The organism is Caballeronia sp. INML2 (genome assembly GCF_023631365.1).
In the GTDB taxonomy this organism is placed as follows: Bacteria; Pseudomonadota; Gammaproteobacteria; order Burkholderiales; family Burkholderiaceae; genus Caballeronia; species Caballeronia turbans.
Genome location: NZ_JALQDH010000053.1, coordinates 1 through 18,425 on the forward strand (window position 1 = coordinate 1; position 18,425 = coordinate 18,425).

Here is an 18,425-nt window from a genome sequence, read left to right on the forward strand (position 1 = left end):
GAAAAACCTTCCTCTGATACTTCGTGTGAGACTCTTGATACTTTCGCTATATCCAGCTCCGAAGAACCAGACCGCACTCAACATCAAGCGCCCACACTTATCGGCTGTTAGTTTTTAAAGAGCACATCGCAAGACCCCTACCTCACCTTCCGTCTTGCGTCGCTGCATCAGCAGCAGAGAAACGAGATTATGACGGGCCGATGACGTCCTCGCAAGCCCCCTTCGCAAATTTTTTTCTAAGGCCACAGGGGCGTCAAAGAATGCCATGTCCAGGCCAAGGCGTTGCGAGCGCGAAGAGCCATGACTGATCTTCCCGTGCCCGATAACCAGCCGACGGTTCAGCTTCCAAAGAACGGCGTGCAGAATCCCGCAGGCCCGACGCACTCCGACGCCGGCATCGAACCGTGCTGCCTCCACATGGGCGCACGCATCGAGCCGGAACCGGAAGACGCGCCGCCGGCACCCGTGCCGCCATATGCTTCGTTCGTTTCCTTCGTGTTCTGTTGCGCAGCGACCTTCGCTTCCGCGGCCTGAATATCCGCGGGATAGTTGGCTTGCTCTCCCACCGCTGGCGAATAGCCTGCCTGTTCGAGCTGGACTAGCTCGGCCTTCACTTGCGCGCGCGTCAACGGGCCGTTCTGGCTCTGCGCAAAAACGAACGTGGGCGCAGCGACCACGGCGAGGGACACGACGAATTTGGCGATAGCGTTCATGATGTTCACACTCCGACAGAAAGGTTGACCGGATCGCACGCGATCCACGAACCTCATCGAACGCACAGGGCCCTTGCGCGGCTTCGACTCACTCGAATCAGTTTCAAGCGTTGAGGCTTCGATTGGTTAACCCGGGGACGTCGCGATCTATTCCCGCGGCGATGCACGTTTTCAGCCGACGGGCGTCGGCATCAACGGGAGAGATGAAGGAGAGAAAGCGCGGAGGACGAGCCGGATGAGGAGTCCGGCAAGGCGCCAGCCAGCACCCGTCCACCGCGATCGAATTGTGACGCAAGGCAGCGTGAAGATCATCGCTGCTCGCGTTGAAGATGCCTTGCCTATCTCGCAACAATGAAGCGCGCGAATCCGATGCTCAATGCGCGTCCGGCACGAGATGCACGCGTTTCTCGGTCGCGGCTTCGACGGCCTTACGGGAATACAGCAACGGGAAGTACTGTCCGTCGAGCCACATCTGCGCGAGATCACGGTAATGCGGGCTATCCGGGTCACCCGACTCGCCAGGCAGATTCACCGCACGCGAGCCGTCCCAGTTGCCGACATCGACGACCACACGAAACGAAGGCCCGTTGGTCTCGCGGAAATCGTTCGCGCGATACGTCGACTGATTCGGCGTATACGCGCTGCCGCCCTTTCCGATTGGCCCGACGTTGAGCTTCGCGCGCATATCCGCATCGACGACATCGGCCAAAGGATGCGCGTTCATGTTCGTCTGCAGCTTTCCCCATTGCCACTGGCTTGCATCGTCGCCTTGCAGATGCCGCATTTCCACATAGGCATCGTGCAGGCTCGACATCAGCACGGCATTGCGTTTGGCTTGAGCGTTATCGCCGAAACGCGCCTCAGGGTGTTCGAGCGTGTCGAGCATCACGGCTGTATCGGGTGCGCCGAACGATGCCGCCGCGTTCTTCGGCAAGACCGCTTCCTTGAATGTGCGTCCGAGATGCCGCGACAGCCACACCTCTTCGAGCGCGGCTTGCGGCGAATCGGCGCCCATGTGTGCATCCCAGCCCTTGAGCATCGCGAGTGCGGCGCGCGTGTCTTCGTCATCGCTCGACAGCGGCGCGAGCAATGCGACGAGTCTGCGCGCCGGAATCGAAACGATATCGTTCTGCAAGCGCTCCGAGTCTTCGATCGACACCTTGGGCAGCGACTTCAACACTTCATCGATACGCTGATGTCGCGACCCGTTGGTCCATTCGAAACCGAGCTTGCGCTCGGCATACGGATAAGCCGCCGGCAAATTCATTTCATTCGACGTAGTGAAATAGGCTTGCGCAGGGTTATAGACCGAAGGCATCGCATCGCGCGGCCAGAAGCCCGCCCATTCATAGCGGCCATCGCCGGGCACGGGCATGAGGCCGTCCCAGTTCGGGCGTATCGGCGCAAGCCCGCTCGGGACCCAGCCTATGTTGCCGTCCTTGTCCGCGTAGACCTGATTGACGGTCGGCGCGCCCCAGGTCGCGAGCGATGCCTTGAATTGCGCGTAGTTCTTCGCGCGCATGTAGCGCATCGAATCGAAGTATGGCGACATCCCCGGCGACAGCCACGCGGTACGCACCGCGAATGCGCGATGCCTGGTTTCCTCCGTATAGATCACAGGGCCGTGACGCGTGAATAACAGATCGACCGTGACAGGCGATCCGTTGCGCACCGCGACCTGTTCGTGCACGACGCGCATCGGCTCCCACTTGCCCTTGTAGCGATACTGCCGCGGATTCGCGGGATTCAGCTCATACACATAGAGATCTTCCTGATCGATATTGAAGATCGTGAGCCCGTAAGCGATCGAACCGTTATGCCCGATCGAAATGCCCGGCGCGGAAGGCTCGCCCGCGCCGATGATATCGAGCGTCGGCGTGCTGATCTGCTGGATGTATCGAAGGCTCGGCGCCGCGTACGCGCGGTGCGGATCGTTCGCCATGATCGCGCGGCCCGTCGCCGACTTCGATGGCGCGATGACCCAGTTGTTGCTGCCTTCGGTGACTTCCTCGGGATTGTCGGCTGCGGCGATCATCGTCGCCGATGCATCCGCGCTCTTCATCGACTCCTTCGTTACGCGCACGCCTTGCGTCGCGAGCGTGAAGACCTTGAGCACGTCATCGGGGAGGCATGGATCGAGGCCGGCAGGCATCTGGGCTTTCCAAGGCGGCTGCAGCCCGAAGCGCACGGAATCAGCATCGAGCGAACTCTTGCACGCCACACGCGCACGCGCGACTTCACTCGTCAGATTTCGCGTGAGACCGTGACTGCGAATGCGCACGATGTCGTTCGCATTCCATTTCGCCGGCCAATAGCCGATCTTGCGAAACTCATAGGGCATGCGGTCCGGATGCGCTGCGAGCCAGTCGATGTACGCGTTGACGCCTGCGGCAAAGCGCACGGCAGCAGGCTTTGCATCGGGACCATAACGCTGCCATTCGGTCGCCATGTCGCCGCGATAGAGAAAGAGCCGTGTCGCCTTGTCCTGCTCCACGTAGGCCGGGCCGAACACTTCCGACAGCTCACCGAGTCCCCGCCTGCGCCATAGATCGATCTGAAACATACGGTCGCGTGCGGCATTAAAGCCTTGTACAAAGAACGCATCGCTGTCGTTGGCCGCGAAGATATGCGGTACACCCCAGTGGTCGATCAGAATGTCCGATGGCTGCGAGAGTCCCGCTACAGCGATCGTTTCGTCGGCGAGAGCATCAGCCAGCGCGACTCGGGCCGCAAGCGGTCCGCAGAGCGATGCACCGATCATCAGTGCGAGCAGGCGTTGTCTCTTCCTTCCCTTCATCTTGGCGTCTCCTTTTTTTATCGGTATCGATTCGAGTCACGCGGATATCGCAATGTAATGCGAATGCACAGCACGCGCAAAGGTGGACTTGTCCTGCCAGACTGGATTTCGATACACGAAGTAGCGCACGCACGAGAATGGAAGCACATCCCGCGTGTCATTTTTACTCATACCGTCCATGCGACTTGCCGGTATTTACTTCCTCGCTACCGGTTCGTGACCGAGCGTACGAATCCATCGCTCCGAGCGCCCGTTCCCCGCTTTCATTCGGCAGACGCCTTGCCGACGCAGTCCTCTTCTATCCTTGTCTTGAACGCCGAAGCGCGGGCCCCAGGCGCGCTCCGATTGACAGCAACCAAGCGCCTCGTTTATTGTTTGGTAGACCAACCAAATGAAAGACAACCTGATCATGGAGTACGCCATGAGCCGCATCACCGGCATACCGTTCTATCTACTTTTCGCCGCGGCACTCGCGGCGTGCTCTCATCAGGACCGCGACGTCTATCAGGGCTATGTCGAGGGAGAGTTCGTCTACCTCGGCTCGTCGCAATCCGGCAAGCTCGCCACATTGTCCGTCGCCCGCGGGCAAACGCTTAAAGCGGGCGCGAGCACGTTCGCGCTCGAATCCGTCGATGAAACCGCGGCACTCGATCAGGCGCAACGCCAGTTGACTGCCGCGCAGTCGCAACTCGAAGACATCCTCACAGGTAAGCGCGCACCCGAAATCGCTTCGGTGCGCGCGCAACTCGCGCAGGCACGCGCGAACGCCCGCAAGGCCGCATTGCAACTGAGCCGCGACGAAGCGCAGTTCAGTGCAGGCGGCATCGCAAAAGGACAACTCGACGATTCGCGCGCCAATGCCGATGCTGCCGCTGCGCAAGTGCGCGATCTCGCCGAACAAGTCGACATCGCACGCTTACCCGGGCGTCCTCAGCAGATCGAAGCGCAGCGCGCGCAAGTGGCCGCCGCGAAGGCGTTCGTCGTCCAGGCTCAATGGAAAGTCGATCAAAAGCGTGTCGCGGCGCCAGCGGACGGACTCGTGTACGACACGCTCTATCGCGTCGGAGAATGGGTGCAGGCTGGCACGCCCGTCGTGCAGATGCTGCCGCCGCAGAACGTGAAGGTTCGCTTCTTCGTGCCAGAGAGCGCAGTGGGCGGTCTCGCGGCGGGGCGCGCCGTATCGATTCATTGCGACGGCTGCGCGCAAGACGTGCCCGCGACGATCTCCTACGTGTCGAATCAGGCGGAATACACGCCGCCCGTGATCTATAGCAACGAAAACCGCTCGAAGCTCGTGTTCATGATCGAGGCGCATCCGCAACGGGCCGATGCAGCGAAGCTCCATCCCGGCCAACCCGTCGCGGTGAGGGTGCAATGAACGCGCAAGACACACCTTACGTCATCGACGTACACAATCTCAACAAGCGTTTCGGCGACAAGCACGTCGTCAACGATGTGTCGTTGCAGGTCGCGCGCGGCGAGATCTTCGGCTTTCTCGGCCCGAACGGCAGTGGCAAGACAACCTCCATCCGCCTGATGTGCGGCCTGCTCACGCCCGATTCGGGTAGCGGCACGTGTCTCGGCTACGACATCGTCCGCGAAAGCGAAGAGATCAAGCGCAACGTCGGCTATATGACGCAGCGTTTCTCGTATTGGGAAGACCTGACGATCCGCGAGAATCTCGACTTCGTTGCGCGCATCTATCAAATGGAAAACCGCCGCGAAGCCGTGGACCGCGCGCTCGAAGCGCTGGGTTTGCAAAGCCGCGCGAAGCAACTGACGGGTTCGCTCTCGGGCGGATGGAAGCAACGCCTCGCGCTCGCCGCATGCATGTTGCACGAGCCGAAACTGCTGCTGCTCGATGAACCGACCGCGGGCGTCGATCCCACCGCGCGCCGCGACTTCTGGGAAGAGCTGCATCGGCTCGCGGCGAAAGGCATTTCCGTTCTCGTCAGCACGCATTACATGGACGAAGCCGAGCGCTGTCACAAGCTCGCGTATATCGCATACGGCAAGCTGCTCGCGCAAGGCACCGCGAACGAGGTCATCGCGTCGCAAAACCTCGCGACGTGGAGCATTCACGGCGAGCATCTCAGCGCGCTCTCCGAGCGCTTGCGCAAGACACCGGGCATCGATCAGACGGTCGTGTTCGGCTCGGCGCTCCATGTGAGCGGCAGCGATCATGCCGCGCTGGAACAGGCCGTGCGTGATGCGACGAAAGACGCCGCAACGCGTGCGGAGCCCATCGAAACCGGGCTCGAAGACGTCTTCATCTATCTGATGAGCCGCTCGACCGACAACTTCAAGGTGAGGTCATGAAGGCCGGCGATCGCATCGCGCTCTTCGCGCGCTTCTCCGTCACGCGCTGGTGGAGCATTGTGATCAAGGAGTTTCTGCAGCTTCGGCGCGACCGCATCACATTCGGCATGATCATCGGCTTGCCGATCGTGCAGCTCGCGCTCTTCGGTTACGCGATCAACACGGACCCGAAGCATCTGCCCACCGCCGTGATCGTCGGCGATCAAAGCCCGTTTTCGCGCAGCTTCATCGCTGCGATGGAGCACTCCGACTACTTCGATATCGTCGACACGCTGCCCGACGACGAAGCCGGCCGCCGCGCGCTCGCACAAGGCCGCGTGCTTTTCGTGCTCAGCATTCCAGCCGATTTCTCGCGCAAGCTGTTGCGCGGCGAGCGGCCAGCGCTGCTCGTCGAAGCCGACGCCACCGATCCAAACGCGGTCAGCAAAGCGAGCAATTCACTGTCAGCGCTCGTGCAATCCGTGGCAAGCAAGGACCTCACCGGCCCGCTCGCGCGCTTGAACGGCACGCCCGCCGCTTTCGACGTGCAGATCCACAACCTCTATAACCCCGAAGGCATCACGCAATACAACGTCGTGCCTGGCCTGATGGGCGTGATCCTCACGATGACGCTCGTGATGATGACAGGCCTTGCGATGACACGCGAACGCGAACGCGGCACGATGGAGAACCTGCTCGCGACACCGGTGCGCCCCGTCGAAGTGATGACGGGCAAGATCGTGCCCTACGTATTCATCGGCCTCATTCAGGCATCGATCATTCTCGCGGCCACGCGCTTCGTGTTTCATGTGCCGCTCGTCGGCAATCCGCTCGCAATCTACCTCGCCGCGCTGCTGTTCATCGCCGCGAATCTGACGGTGGGCATCACGCTGTCGTCGCTCGCGCAGAATCAGCTTCAGGCGATGCAACTGACCATGTTCTACTTCCTGCCGAACATTCTGCTTTCGGGCTTCATGTTTCCATTCGCGGGCATGCCCGCGTGGGCCCAGTTCATCGGCAATCTGCTGCCGCTCACTTACTTCAATCGCCTGATACGCGGCATTCTGCTCAAGGGCAACGGCTGGGCGGACCTGTGGCCTTCGGTCTGGCCGATGGTCCTCTTCACCGTCATCGTGATGGGTATTGCGCTGCGCTTCTACCGGCGCACGCTCGATTAGGGAGACGTCGATGAAACCGCTTCTTCCGCTTTGTGTGCTCGTGCTGTGCGGCTGCACTGTCGGCCCCGACTTTCACGCGCCCGCGCCCCCCGCTACGCAGACCTATGTCAAAACGACTGTCGCGGCGCAAAGCTTTCCCGCCATTGATCACGCGTTGCCGCGCTGGTGGACGCAGTTCGGCTCGGATGCGCTAAACCGCCTCGTCGATCGCGCATTGAGCGACAGTCCCACGCTCGAGCAAGCCCGTGCGAAGCTCGTGCAAGCGCGTGAAGACTACCGCGCGCAAGCGGGCGCGACGTACTTCCCCGCCATCGACGCCTCGGTCTCCGGCACGCGCCAGAAGGTGGACCCGGCCGCGTTCGGCGTGCCCATTCCGAGCCCCGGCCCCTTCACGCTCTACGATGCATCGGTCAGCGTGTCGTACACGCTCGATATCTTCGGCGGCGAGCGGCGGGCGCTCGAAGCGTTGCGCGCGCAAGTGGACTACCAGTCCTTCGAACTCGATGCGGCGCGTCTCTCGATCGCGGGCAATGTCGTCGCCGCCGCGATCCGGCGCGCTTCAGTGCAGCAACAGATCACGCTTACCGAGCGCCTCGTCGATGCACAGATGCGGCAACTGTCGATCATGGAAGGCCGACTGCAAGCGGGCGGCGTCGCGCTGTTCGATGTGCGCAGCCAGCGCACGCTCGTCGAGCAGACGCGCGCGAATCTGCCATCGCTCGTCACGCAACGCGATCAGGCCGATCACCGGCTTGCGGTATTGATCGGCGTCGAGCCTTCCGTCGCCGACTTCGATGCGATCACGCTCGACTCGCTGCGTCTGCCAGACAGCGTTCCGCTCACGCTGCCTTCGACGCTCGCCCGCGAACGTCCCGACATCCGTGCATCGGAAGCGTTGCTGCATCAGGCGAGCGCGAATGTCGGCGTGGCCACGGCCGATCTCTATCCGAAGTTCTCGCTTTCGGCGGGCGTGGGAACCCAGCGCACGAACATCCACGACATGCTCAATAGCCTGAACGTATGGAATGTCGGCCTGAATCTCACGCAGCCGCTGTTTCATGGTGGCGAACTGCGCGCGAAGAAGCGTTCGTCGGAAGCGGCTTACGATGCAGCCATGCAAGCCTATCGACAAACCGTGCTGGACGCGCTTCAGCAAGTCGCCGACAGCCTGACGGCGCTGCAGAACGATGGCGATGCATTGCAAGCGCGCCGCGTAGCAGCAAACCAGGCGCAAGCGAATCTCGATACCAACAACGCGCGGTATGCGGCAGGCGGCGTGAGCCGTTTCGATTTGCTCGACACGCAACGCCAGGCGCTGCAAACGCAACTCGATTACGCGCTCGCGCAAGCGAGCCGCCTGTCTGATACGGCCGCGCTCTTTCAGTCGCTAGGCGGCGCCGGCGAGGACACGAAAGCTGCGATCAAACCGGTTGCATCGACTAATTAGCGAGCGTCCCGAGCCGATGCTTGAGCACCTTGCCGCTCGCCGACACCGGCAGCGCACCGAGAATGCGGATCGAGGAAGGCCGCTTGTACGGCGCGAGCCGAGCGCTCACCCACTGAGCGAGTTCGTCTTCATCCGCCGTGCAGCCTGGCCTCAGTTCGACGAACGCGAGCACGTCCTCGTTGCCCCGCGCGCTTCGCCCGATCACGGCGGAATGCAGCACGGCGGGATGACTGTTGAACGCCTGCTCCACTTCGGCGGGATGCACATTGAAGCCCGAACGGATGATGAGCTCCTTGCTGCGTCCGACGATATACAGATTGCCGTCCTCGAAGTGCGCGAGATCGCCGGTCTTGAGCCATCCGTCCGTCGTCACCGTGGCGGCCGTTTGCACCGCATCACGGTAATAGCCGAGCATCACGTTCGGGCCGCGCACCCATAGTTCGCCGGTGTCGTCGCTCTCGCTCTCACGCGCGAGCGGCACGATGCGCGCCTCGACGCCGGGAATCAACGGGCCCACGGACGAATCGCGCGCCGGCGCATCGAGCAGCGTGTTCGACACCGTCGGGCTGCTTTCTGTCATGCCGTAACCGTTGTGCAAGGGCACGCCGTAAAACGCTTCGGCAGCGGACTTGAGTGTCGTGTCGAGCGGCGAGCCGCCGCTATAGACGAATCGCAGCGAGGGTGCATTCAGGCCGCCGCGTGGCGTGAAATGATCGATCAGCTTCGCGTGCATCGCGGGCACGCCCTGAAAGATCGTCATGCGTTCCTCGCTGAGCACGCGTCCCGCGCGCTTGGCGTCGAAGCGCGCCGCGAGCCGCAGCGTCGCGCCCGCATAGAGCGAGCCGAGACACATGGATGCAAGACCGAACACATGCGAGATCGGCAACACGGCATACACGCGATCGTCGGAACCCACACGGCGCAGCGTGCTCGACACCGCGGCGACGAAGAGCAGATTGCGATGCGACAGCATTACGCCTTTCGGTGCGCCTGTCGTGCCGGTCGTGTAGATGAGCGCCGCGCACTGCTGGTCCGAAGGCAGGCCGTGCGGTTCTTGCGCGGAAGTCGTTTCGATGGCGCTCAGCGCAAACGCACCGATCGGCGTTGCTTCGAGCGATTCGACCACGGCACCATCGCGTTGCGCGTGACGCGCGGCATCGTCGGATGCTTCCACGGTATAGAGGGCGATGCGCGGCGTCGCATGCGCGCGGATCGCATCGAGTTCGACAGGGGACAGTCGCGCATTCGCGACGAGCGCCCATGCGTCGAGACGGCTCACGGCAAAGAGCGATGCGACGAGCGCGACGCTGTTTTCGCCGGTCAGCATCACGCGGTCGCCGGCTCGTACGCCCGCAGCCGCAAGACGCGCGGCGAGCGCATCGACGGCATCGTCGAGTTGCGCATAGGTCAGCGTCCGCGCGTCTTCATGCAACGCAATGTGATCGGGATGCGCCTTCGCGCCGCGCGAGACGATCGCGTCGATGCGCGACGGCAGCGACGCAATGAGCGTGTTCGTATCCATATCGAGCGATAGCGTTCGTGACTTTCAGGCACGCATGATAACGCTCGTGCATCATCCTGCGAAACGCGGCTCGGGAATGCCACGCACGCCGAGACCCGTCACTGCGAACAAGCCGCCCTTGTCCCGCTCTTTCTGCGGAATGCCCCACATTGGGCGGCCCATCGTCGATACATAGAGGATGTCGAGATTCGGCCCGCCGAACATCACGCTCGTCAGATTGCGCACCGGAAACGGCACGATGCGATCGAGCTTCCCGTCAGGCGCAAAGCGCAGGATGCGCCCGCCGAACACGAGCGCGGACCAGACATAGCCTTCCTCGTCCACGGTCGCGCCATCGAACGTGCCCGCCATGTCATGCGCGGATGCGAAGAGGCGCTTGTTCGTCGCCGCGCCCGTTTCGATGTCGTAGTCGTATGCGTACATCTCCTTGCTGTACGTGTCTGTGAAGTAGAACGTCTGGTCGTCGGGGCTCCAGCATGGACCGTTCGAACAACTGATGCCGCTATCGAGTCGCGCGACCCTGCCGTCCGTATCGAGCCGGTAGAGACCGCCGCTGCGCGTGGAGCGCTGACCGCGATCGGCGTCGTAGCGATCGAAATCGTAGGACATCGTCCCCGCGACGAAGCGGCCACGTCGATCCACCTTGCCGTCGTTGAAACGCGTCTCGGGATCGTCGCTTTCCGGATCGGCGATGAACTGCACAGTCTGCGCGTCGAAGTCGTAGAAATGCAGGCCGTTCGCGAGCGCGACCACCGCGCCGCCTTGCTCGCGCAATGCCATCGATCCGATATGACGCGGCACGAAATAGCGCTTTACGTCACTGCCATCCGCGCGGCAGCTATAGATCTCCGCGGCGGTGCTGTCGATCCAGTACAGGCGTTCCTCCTTGACGTCCCAGAGCGGCCCTTCGCCGAGGTGATTGTTCGCATCGACCAGCAAGCGTACTTCGGCCATCGTCATCTCCTTTGGTTAGTCGTCACCGTCCTTGACATCGCGCCGGTGCGCGAGCAGCGCCATCAGGCGTCGATCGCGCCAGCGGCTGCGTTCCTCGATGCTTTCGCGCGGCAGCACGGCGCGGCGTTCCGCATCGAGCCTGTGAAGCGTATCGGCGGACCAGTCGAACGGCGTGCGCCCCGACGCAATCGTGCGATACGTGCCGCCGTAGCGCGCTGCGTAATCCGCCACGCCGCCGGGCGCGTTCAGGTCGATCGTTTCGAACGGCCCCATGAACGACCAGCGCATCGCAAGGCCGTCGCGAATCACGGTGTCGAGATCGGCGGCGCTCGCATAGCCTTGTTCATAGAGGCTCAACGCTTCGTCGAGCAGCGCGCCTTGCAGTCGATTGAGCAAGAACCCCGAGATTTCCCCGTTGACGGTCACGGGCTTTTGTCCCGCCCGTTCATAGATGGCACGGGCGCGCTCCACCGCTTCATGCGCGGTCCACGGCGCGCCGCACAACTCGACGAGCGGCACGAGCGAAGGCGGATTGACCGGATGCGCGACGAGGCAGCGCGCGCGGCCTGCAATACCCTCCGTGAATGTCGATGCGGGCAGTCCCGAGGTCGAACTTGCAAGCAGCGCATCAGGCTTCGTCAGACGATCCAGTTCGACGAACAACGCGCGTTTCGCTTCCACCACTTCCGCAATGTTCTCCTGCACGAGATCCGCATCGGCGACGGCGTCGGCCAGGCTTTCGCATGCGGTGATGCGCGAGACGATCGTATCGACGGGTTCGTCGATCAGGTGAAAGGACGCGAGATCCTGCAGGCTTTCGCGGATCGACGGAATCGCGCCCGCGAGCATGTCCTTCGATGCATCGTGAATCTTCACGTCGAAACCGCTCTTCGCGAATACGATCGCCCACGCGCGGCCGATGCGGCCCGAGCCGATCACCGCAATGTTCTTCGCTTGCATCTGTGTCTGTTCCTCATTCGAGTTGGTTCAGCCTTTCTTGTCCCGCAGCGTGATGACAGCCGCCAGCACGACGAGTCCGTTGATGATGTCCCGCACCGCGGGCGGCACGGTGGTTCCCGCAAGCAAGGTCCCGAGCGCCGTGAGCAGCAACGCACCGCCGAACACGCCGAGATAGTGGCCGCGTCCACCGGTGATGAGCGCGCCGCCGACCACGACCACGGCAATCGACGGCAGCAGATACGGATCGCCCATGCCGAGGAACGCTTGCGAGCTGAACCCCGCGAGCAGCAGGCCGACGATCGCCGAGCAAAGACCGGAGAGGCAATATACGGCGATCAACGTGTTGCCTACGCGCACGCCCGAGAGCTTCGCCGCGACGGGCGAATTGCCGAGCGCATACACGCGCCGCCCGAACGGCGTGCGATGCAACAGCAACAACGCGACGACGAGAAACACCGGCACGCTCCACGCCGCGAGCGACAGCGGCCCGACTCGACCGTTGGTGAATTCGCTGATCGACGAGGGTGACCATCCTTGCGGCGAGCCGTTGCAATAGATCAGCGTCAGCCCTTGCAGCAAGCCATTCGCAGCAAGCGTGACGACGATGGGCGGCAAGCCGAGCATGACGACGCCCACGCCGTTGAACACGCCCACGAGCAACCCGACGAGCAGCACCATCGGCACCGCCCACGCGGCCGCGCCGTTCATGCCGTGCGTGAGTCCTGTCAACAGGACGCCGGATAGCGTGATGAGCCAGGGCATCGAGAGATCGAGTCCGCCCGTCAGAATCACCGCACCCTGCCCCAGCCCGAGAATCGCGAGGAACAAGGTCAACGTGAGCAGGCTGCTGTAGAAGTTCGCGCTGACGAGCACGCCGGGACCATAGACGAAGCCCGTGATGATGACGACCGCAAAGAACAGCAGATACGCCGGAACGACATATTTGACCCATTCGCGATTGCGCTCGATCCAGTCGGCGATCGGACGGCCCTTCAACTCCGTGTTCTCGACCGGACGAAAATCGTCGACCTCGAACGTGACGCGTCGCGCGTTTCTGTCGTCGCGCGCCCGTGTTTCCGTTCGCATCGCCTTGAACCACTGCGCCGCATGACGGGCGGATTCGTGCGCCGCCGACTGCTTGCCGATCGACGAACCGAGCACCGCGAGCATCAGGATCACGGCTTCAGCGATCGTCGTGAAGAACGCCGACACGTTCAGCACGAGCAGGATGTTCACGGTGATCATCAGCGTCATCGCGGCGAACACGGTGCCGACGCAACCGCCGCGCCCGCCGCCAAGCAGCGTGCCGCCGAGCACGACGGCAGTGAACATCGAAAGCAGCAAGGGACGACCGACGAGCGGATCGGCCGAACCCGTCTGCGCCGATACATACAGGCCCGCCGCCGCGTAGAACATGCCTGCGAGCGCATACGTCGAGATGCGATAGCGCGTGACCGGCATGCCGTTCGCATACGCGCCGTCAGGATCGCTTCCGAGCGCATAAAGCCCCACGCCAAAGCGCGTGCGCTTGATGAACGACCAGATCAGCAACGCGAGAATCAGCAAGGCGGCCGACATCGGCATCTTGTCGGCAATGAGATCGGCCGTGAGCACCGCGCCGAACTGATCGCCAACGCTGCCGCCCGGCTTGTTCTGAATCAGCAGCGTGAGGCCTTGCACCATGAACATCGTCGCGAGCGTGACGACGATGGATTGCAGGCGAAACCATGCGATCAGCGCGCCGTTCACGAGGCCGATACCGCCGCCGATCGCGAGAATCAGCGCGGCGCCCGCCCACTGTTCGATGGGTGACCCCTGCACGAAGCGCACCGCGAGCACGTTCGCGAGCGACACGACCGCCGACGCCGACAGATCGAAGCCGCCCGACAACACGACGATCGTCTGCCCGATCGCCGCGAGCGCGAGCGTGGTCGCGCTCGAAATCACCGAGCCGATGTCATAGAGCCCGACGGGCGTCGCGGACAGCGCGACCCATGCGGCGAGCATCGCGAGCAACGCGCTGATCGCGATGATGAGCCCGCGATTATGATCGATGCGCGCGCCCCAACCCAGGCGCGCGCCCGGCCGCACGATCTCGCTTTCGGGCGACGCAACGGCTATCTTCATGAGCAACCTCTCAACTGGAAAGCATCTTGCGCATCACGTTCTCTTCGGTGAGCGCATCGCCGCTCAGCTCGCCGACATTGCGGCCGCGATACATCACCGAGACGCGATCGCACACGTTGACGAGTTCGGGCACATCGGTCGAATAGAACAGCACGGAGCCGCCCGCTGCCGCGAACGCGCGCATCAACACGAAGATCTGATGCTTGGTACCGACGTCGATGCCGCGCGTCGGGTCGAACATGAGCCAGACGCGGCTCTGCGTGAGCAGCCATTTCGCCATCGCGATCTTCTGCTGATTGCCGCCCGAGAACGACAGGCACGGCTTGTAGAGCGCGCGCGGATTCACCTCCATCTGCGCGAGCGAGCGGCGTATCGCGGCCTGCTCGCGCTTTCGATCGATAAGGCCGAAGCGCGTATAGCGGCCGATCACCGGCAGGGACACGTTCTCGCCGCCCGGCAGGCGCAGGAACAGGCCTTCGGTCTTGCGATCCTCCGGCAGGAAGCTCGTCGATACGCCGGCCTTCAGCGAATCCGCCGTGCAGGTCAGCGTGACCGGCTTGCCGTCGATGCGTATCTCGCCATCGTCGATATAGGTCGCGCCGAACAGCGCTTCGAACAGCTCGCGTTGCCCCATGCCCTGCAGCGCCGCGATGCCGTGCACTTCGCCAGGCTTCACGGCAAGATCGAAATCGGTCACGACGCCATCGACGCGAACGTTGCGCGTCTCAATCGCGGGCGTCGCGTCGCGCTTCACTGAAGCGACCTTCGGCGGATACTTCGCCTCCATCGACCGGCCGATGACGAGGCGGATCACTTCGTCATCGGAGATATCGGCGGCGTCGAATGCGCCCACGTCGCGGCCATTGCGATACACCGTGAGACTGTCGCAGAACTCGCGCACTTCCTGCATCCGATGCGAGATGAACACGAAGGTCACGTCGCTCGCCTTCAGTTCGTCGATGCGCCTCGACAGCCACGCGACATCGCGTCCCGACAGCGCCGAAGTCGGTTCGTCGAGCAGCAGCACCTTCGGCCGGCGCACGATCGCCTTCGCGATCTCGATCTTCTGCCGCACCGGCAGTGAAAGATCGCGGATATACGCGCCCGGACGCACATCGGACAGTTCGAGCCTGTCGAGCCATTCTGCCGCCTGCCGCTGCGCATCGCGCTTCCTGATGCGCCCGAGAAAACCCGTCGGCTCATACGACATCAGCAGGTTTTGCGCGACCGTGAGATCGCGCACGAGCGTCATCTCCTGAAACGCCGTCTGCACGCCCGCGCGATGCGCGTCTTTCGGGCCGCGCATCGTCACGTCGCGGCCCATCACACGGATGCTGCCCGCGTCCGGCTGCATCAATCCCGACAACAGCTTGACCGTGGTGGACTTGCCCGCGCCGTTCTCGCCGAGCAGCGCATGCACGGCGCCGCGTTTCACCGAGAACGACGCGCCATCGAGCGCGACGGTCGCGCCGAAGCGTTTCGTCACCTTCGACAGATCGATCGCCAGTGATGCGTCGTTCATCGCCATGCCTCAGTCCTGATTACCTGTCAGAGCCGCGTTGAAGCCCACTTCCTTCGTGTCTTCCGAGTAGATGTCCGCGAACCAGCCCGGCGGCACCTTGTCCGGCGGGAACGCCGTGCAGCCCGCCTTCAGCTCGTCGATGCTGCCGGTCTTGCACAGCTTCGACTCCGATGTCAGCACGAGCGGCAGCTTCAGCGTCACGCGCTGCGGAAAGTCGCCGCCATCCAGCTTCTTCACGGCCATCTTGAGCGCCATCGCGCCGGAGTACGGCGGCGCGCCGTAAGAGATCGAGCGATAGCCGATGGAGCGATAGCCGCCCTGCCCCTTCACTTCACCCGGCGGCAGCATCTGCACGCGATGCCCGTTCGACGATTCGCCCGCGCACGGCTTGATCTTGTCGTCGGCGATGCCCGCCTCGAGCTGCATCGACGCGGCCGTGAAGCAGCCCACCTGCATCCACAGGCCGTCGATCTTGTCCCAGCTATTCGTCGCGAGAATCTTCGAGAGCTCGGTCTTCGCGGTCGCCTGGCTCCACATGCCCGTGCCTTCCGCGACGATCTTCATGCCCGGGAACTTCGCGAACACGGCCTTCGCCGCTTCGGTGCGCGCACGGTCCACGGACGTGCCCGGCACCCCCGTGATCATCACGACGTTGCCCTTGCCGTTGAGCGTCTTGGCGAGCCATTCGGCGGTGACGGTGCCGGCCTGATGCTGATCGATCGTGACGTTGTGCGCGCACGGCTCGGTCACTTCGCCGTCATACGCCGCGACGACGACCCCCTTCGAGCACGCATTCTTGATCGCCCGATTGAGCGCGGTCGGCGAGATGGGATAGATGACGATCGCCTTCGCGCCGGCCTGCACCATCGAATTGATCTGCTGGATCTGCTTCTGCGCGTCGGTGCCCGCGACCTGCACTTCGAGATCGACCTTGTCCTTGAGCGCGGGCGTGTTGGCCATCGCCTTCACCATATTCGCGGCTTCCGTCTGCCAGTCGTTGCCGACATAGCTCATCGACAAGAAGATCTTGTACTTGCCGGCCGCGTGCGCCTGGCCCGAGACGGCGAGCGCCGCCGCGAACGCGAGGCCGAGCGCGGCCCGTCCCGCATGACGAATCGACTGCGTCAATGCTTTCATGTCTTCCTCCGGTCTTCGTATGGTTATGAAGCGGGCGCTTCTAGGTTCGGACGTGCGGCAGGCGAGCGCTCGCAGGCAAGGCGATGCCCGCGCTGCCGGGAACGACGTTCGGATCGTGTCCGGGTATGACGAAATCGGCGATCTGGCGAATGCGCGAAAGCGAGCCGATTTCCGCGAGCGTTTCATGCACGATGCCCACCGGCACGAGATCGACGATGTTCTCCATGCAGTTCGCGCAATCGCCCGCGATCAGCACGACGCCTTCTTCCGTATCGACCGCGACGGACTGATGCCCCGGCGTATGGCCCGGCGTCGGCACGACGCGCACGCCGGGCACGATATCGGTCACGCCGTTCACGAACTGCCAGCGAAAATACGCGAGCGGCTCGCGGCCGATCAGGAACTCCTGGTAATACGTGGCCTGCGTCGGCAGCGGATGGCCCGCGTATTCCCACTCGGCCGCCTGCACGATGAAACGTGCATTCTTGAAGAGCGTGTTGCCGCCCGAATGGTCGTAATGCAGATGCGTGTTGATGACGATATCGACGTCATCCGCGCTCCAGCCGACGTATTCCTTCAACGCGCGCTCGAGCTTTTCTTCCGGCGCCTGATCGCACGGGCACACGAAGTTCGAGACCCAGCCCGGATCATGAATGCCGGTATCGACGACGATCTTCTTCTGCGCGCCGACGATCGCCGTCGACCACACCGGCACCTTCATCTGCTGGCCGAAGTAGCGGCCATACACCTGCGACGAGCGATCGACGGTGAGCCAGCCCGTCGGCATCGCGACTACTTTCAGCTTCGCGTTCACGATGCCCTCCGTCGTCAGAAATTGGTGTCGCTCGCGCCCTTGAGCGCGAGCATCTCGCGCGCTTCGGCGGGCGTCGCGATATCGAGCGACAGGCCTTCGATCACCTGGCGGATCTTGCGCACCTGCGCCGCGCTCGATTCGGCGAGCTTGCCCGGCTCGATCCACAGCGAGTCTTCGAGGCCGACGCGCACGTTCGATCCCTGCGCGACGCCGATCGAACCGAGCGGAATCTGGTTGCGACCCGCGCCGAGAATCGACCACACGTAGTCCTTGCCGAAGAGCCGATCCGCGGTGCGCTTCATGTGCGCGAGATCTTCGGGATGCGGCCCGATGCCGCCGAGCAGGCCGAACACGCTCTGCACGAAAAACGGCGGCTTCGCGAGCCCGCGATCGACGAAGTGCGCGAGGTTGTACAGATGCGAGATGTCGTAGCACTCGTACTCGAAACGCGTGCCGTTCGCGCTGCACGACGTGAGGATGTATTCGATATCCGCGAAGGTGTTCTTGAACACGAGATCGCGGCTGTTCTCCAAATGCTTGCGCTCCCACTCGTACTTGAGATCCTTGAAGCGCTCCAGCATCGGATAGAGGCCGAAGTTCATCGAGCCCATGTTGAGCGACGCGACTTCCGGTTTGAAGTGATGCGCCGGCTTCAATCTCTCCGCGACGGTCATGTGCGGACTGCCGCCCGTCGTGATGTTGATGACGGCATCGGTATTCGCCTTGATGCGCGGCAGGAACTCCTGAAACACGGCGGGATCCTGCGTCGGATGGCCGTCGTTCGGATCGCGTGCGTGAAGATGCAGAATCGCCGCGCCTTCCTGTGCGGCTGCGAGCGCTGCATCACCGATCTGTTGCGGCGTCAGCGGAAGATACGGCGACATCGAAGGCGTATGGATCGCGCCGGTCGGCGCGCATGTGATGATGACCTTGCGTTTCGTTGCCATGTGATCCTC

The 18,425-nt window shown here is 63.0% G+C and carries 14 protein-coding genes; 4 read left to right on the forward strand and 10 right to left on the reverse strand.

Going from position 1 to position 18,425, the window contains the following annotated elements; genetic code table 11:
* Nucleotides 1–338: 338 nt before the first annotated feature.
* Both NCT32_RS19610 and NCT32_RS19615 read right to left on the reverse strand, forming a co-directional pair.
* Nucleotides 339–713: a DUF4148 domain-containing protein gene (locus NCT32_RS19610; RefSeq protein WP_250490488.1), complete on the reverse strand. Its 375-nt coding sequence runs from the start codon at nucleotides 711–713 to the stop codon at nucleotides 339–341.
* A gap of 373 nt (nucleotides 714–1,086) precedes the next feature.
* The gene (locus tag NCT32_RS19615) at nucleotides 1,087–3,510 is read right to left on the reverse strand and encodes a penicillin acylase family protein (protein ID WP_061120781.1); all 2,424 of its coding nucleotides are present in this window, start codon (nucleotides 3,508–3,510) and stop codon (nucleotides 1,087–1,089) included.
* Nucleotides 3,511–3,931: 421 nt separating this feature from the next.
* Here NCT32_RS19615 and NCT32_RS19620 point away from each other — a divergent pair, with 421 nt between their 5' ends.
* From NCT32_RS19620 to NCT32_RS19635, 4 genes are read left to right on the forward strand one after another with little or no spacing between them, the layout of a single operon-like run.
* Nucleotides 3,932–4,888, forward strand: coding sequence for an HlyD family secretion protein (locus tag NCT32_RS19620; protein WP_061120794.1), 957 nt, complete (start codon nucleotides 3,932–3,934; stop codon nucleotides 4,886–4,888).
* Nucleotides 4,885–5,829, forward strand: a complete 945-nt coding sequence (locus NCT32_RS19625) for an ABC transporter ATP-binding protein (RefSeq protein ID WP_061120780.1) — start codon at nucleotides 4,885–4,887, stop codon at nucleotides 5,827–5,829. The genes NCT32_RS19620 and NCT32_RS19625 overlap by 4 nt, the downstream gene beginning before the upstream one ends.
* Nucleotides 5,826–6,986, forward strand: coding sequence for an ABC transporter permease (locus NCT32_RS19630; protein WP_061120779.1), 1,161 nt, complete (start codon nucleotides 5,826–5,828; stop codon nucleotides 6,984–6,986). The genes NCT32_RS19625 and NCT32_RS19630 overlap by 4 nt, the downstream gene beginning before the upstream one ends.
* 10 nt (nucleotides 6,987–6,996) lie before the next feature.
* Nucleotides 6,997–8,433, forward strand: a complete 1,437-nt coding sequence (locus NCT32_RS19635) for an efflux transporter outer membrane subunit (protein ID WP_061120778.1) — start codon at nucleotides 6,997–6,999, stop codon at nucleotides 8,431–8,433.
* On the opposite strand, the gene NCT32_RS19640 is transcribed toward NCT32_RS19635, so the two are convergent.
* Genes NCT32_RS19640 through NCT32_RS19675 form a run of 8 tightly spaced genes read right to left on the reverse strand, consistent with a single transcriptional unit; the run spans nucleotide 8,426 to nucleotide 18,416 of the window.
* The gene (locus NCT32_RS19640; RefSeq protein WP_061120777.1) at nucleotides 8,426–9,955 is read right to left on the reverse strand and encodes a class I adenylate-forming enzyme family protein; all 1,530 of its coding nucleotides are present in this window, start codon (nucleotides 9,953–9,955) and stop codon (nucleotides 8,426–8,428) included. The genes NCT32_RS19635 and NCT32_RS19640 overlap by 8 nt on opposite strands.
* Before the next feature lie 51 nt (nucleotides 9,956–10,006).
* Nucleotides 10,007–10,909 (reverse strand): SMP-30/gluconolactonase/LRE family protein, encoded by a 903-nt coding sequence (locus tag NCT32_RS19645; RefSeq protein WP_061120793.1) that lies wholly within the window; start codon nucleotides 10,907–10,909, stop codon nucleotides 10,007–10,009.
* A 15-nt stretch (nucleotides 10,910–10,924) separates the two neighbouring features.
* A complete protein-coding gene (locus NCT32_RS19650; protein ID WP_061120776.1) occupies nucleotides 10,925–11,869 on the reverse strand; it encodes a 3-hydroxyacyl-CoA dehydrogenase in 945 nt (314 codons plus the stop codon).
* A 27-nt stretch (nucleotides 11,870–11,896) separates the two neighbouring features.
* The gene (locus NCT32_RS19655) at nucleotides 11,897–13,996 is read right to left on the reverse strand and encodes an ABC transporter permease (protein WP_250490489.1); all 2,100 of its coding nucleotides are present in this window, start codon (nucleotides 13,994–13,996) and stop codon (nucleotides 11,897–11,899) included.
* A gap of 10 nt (nucleotides 13,997–14,006) precedes the next feature.
* Nucleotides 14,007–15,518 (reverse strand): sugar ABC transporter ATP-binding protein, encoded by a 1,512-nt coding sequence (locus NCT32_RS19660; RefSeq protein ID WP_061120792.1) that lies wholly within the window; start codon nucleotides 15,516–15,518, stop codon nucleotides 14,007–14,009.
* A gap of 9 nt (nucleotides 15,519–15,527) precedes the next feature.
* A complete protein-coding gene (locus tag NCT32_RS19665) occupies nucleotides 15,528–16,655 on the reverse strand; it encodes a sugar ABC transporter substrate-binding protein (RefSeq protein WP_061120774.1) in 1,128 nt (375 codons plus the stop codon).
* A gap of 40 nt (nucleotides 16,656–16,695) precedes the next feature.
* Nucleotides 16,696–17,469, reverse strand: coding sequence for an N-acyl homoserine lactonase family protein (locus tag NCT32_RS19670; RefSeq protein ID WP_061120773.1), 774 nt, complete (start codon nucleotides 17,467–17,469; stop codon nucleotides 16,696–16,698).
* 14 nt (nucleotides 17,470–17,483) lie between these two features.
* Nucleotides 17,484–18,416 (reverse strand): 3-keto-5-aminohexanoate cleavage protein, encoded by a 933-nt coding sequence (locus tag NCT32_RS19675; protein WP_061120772.1) that lies wholly within the window; start codon nucleotides 18,414–18,416, stop codon nucleotides 17,484–17,486.
* Nucleotides 18,417–18,425: the final 9 nt, after the last annotated feature.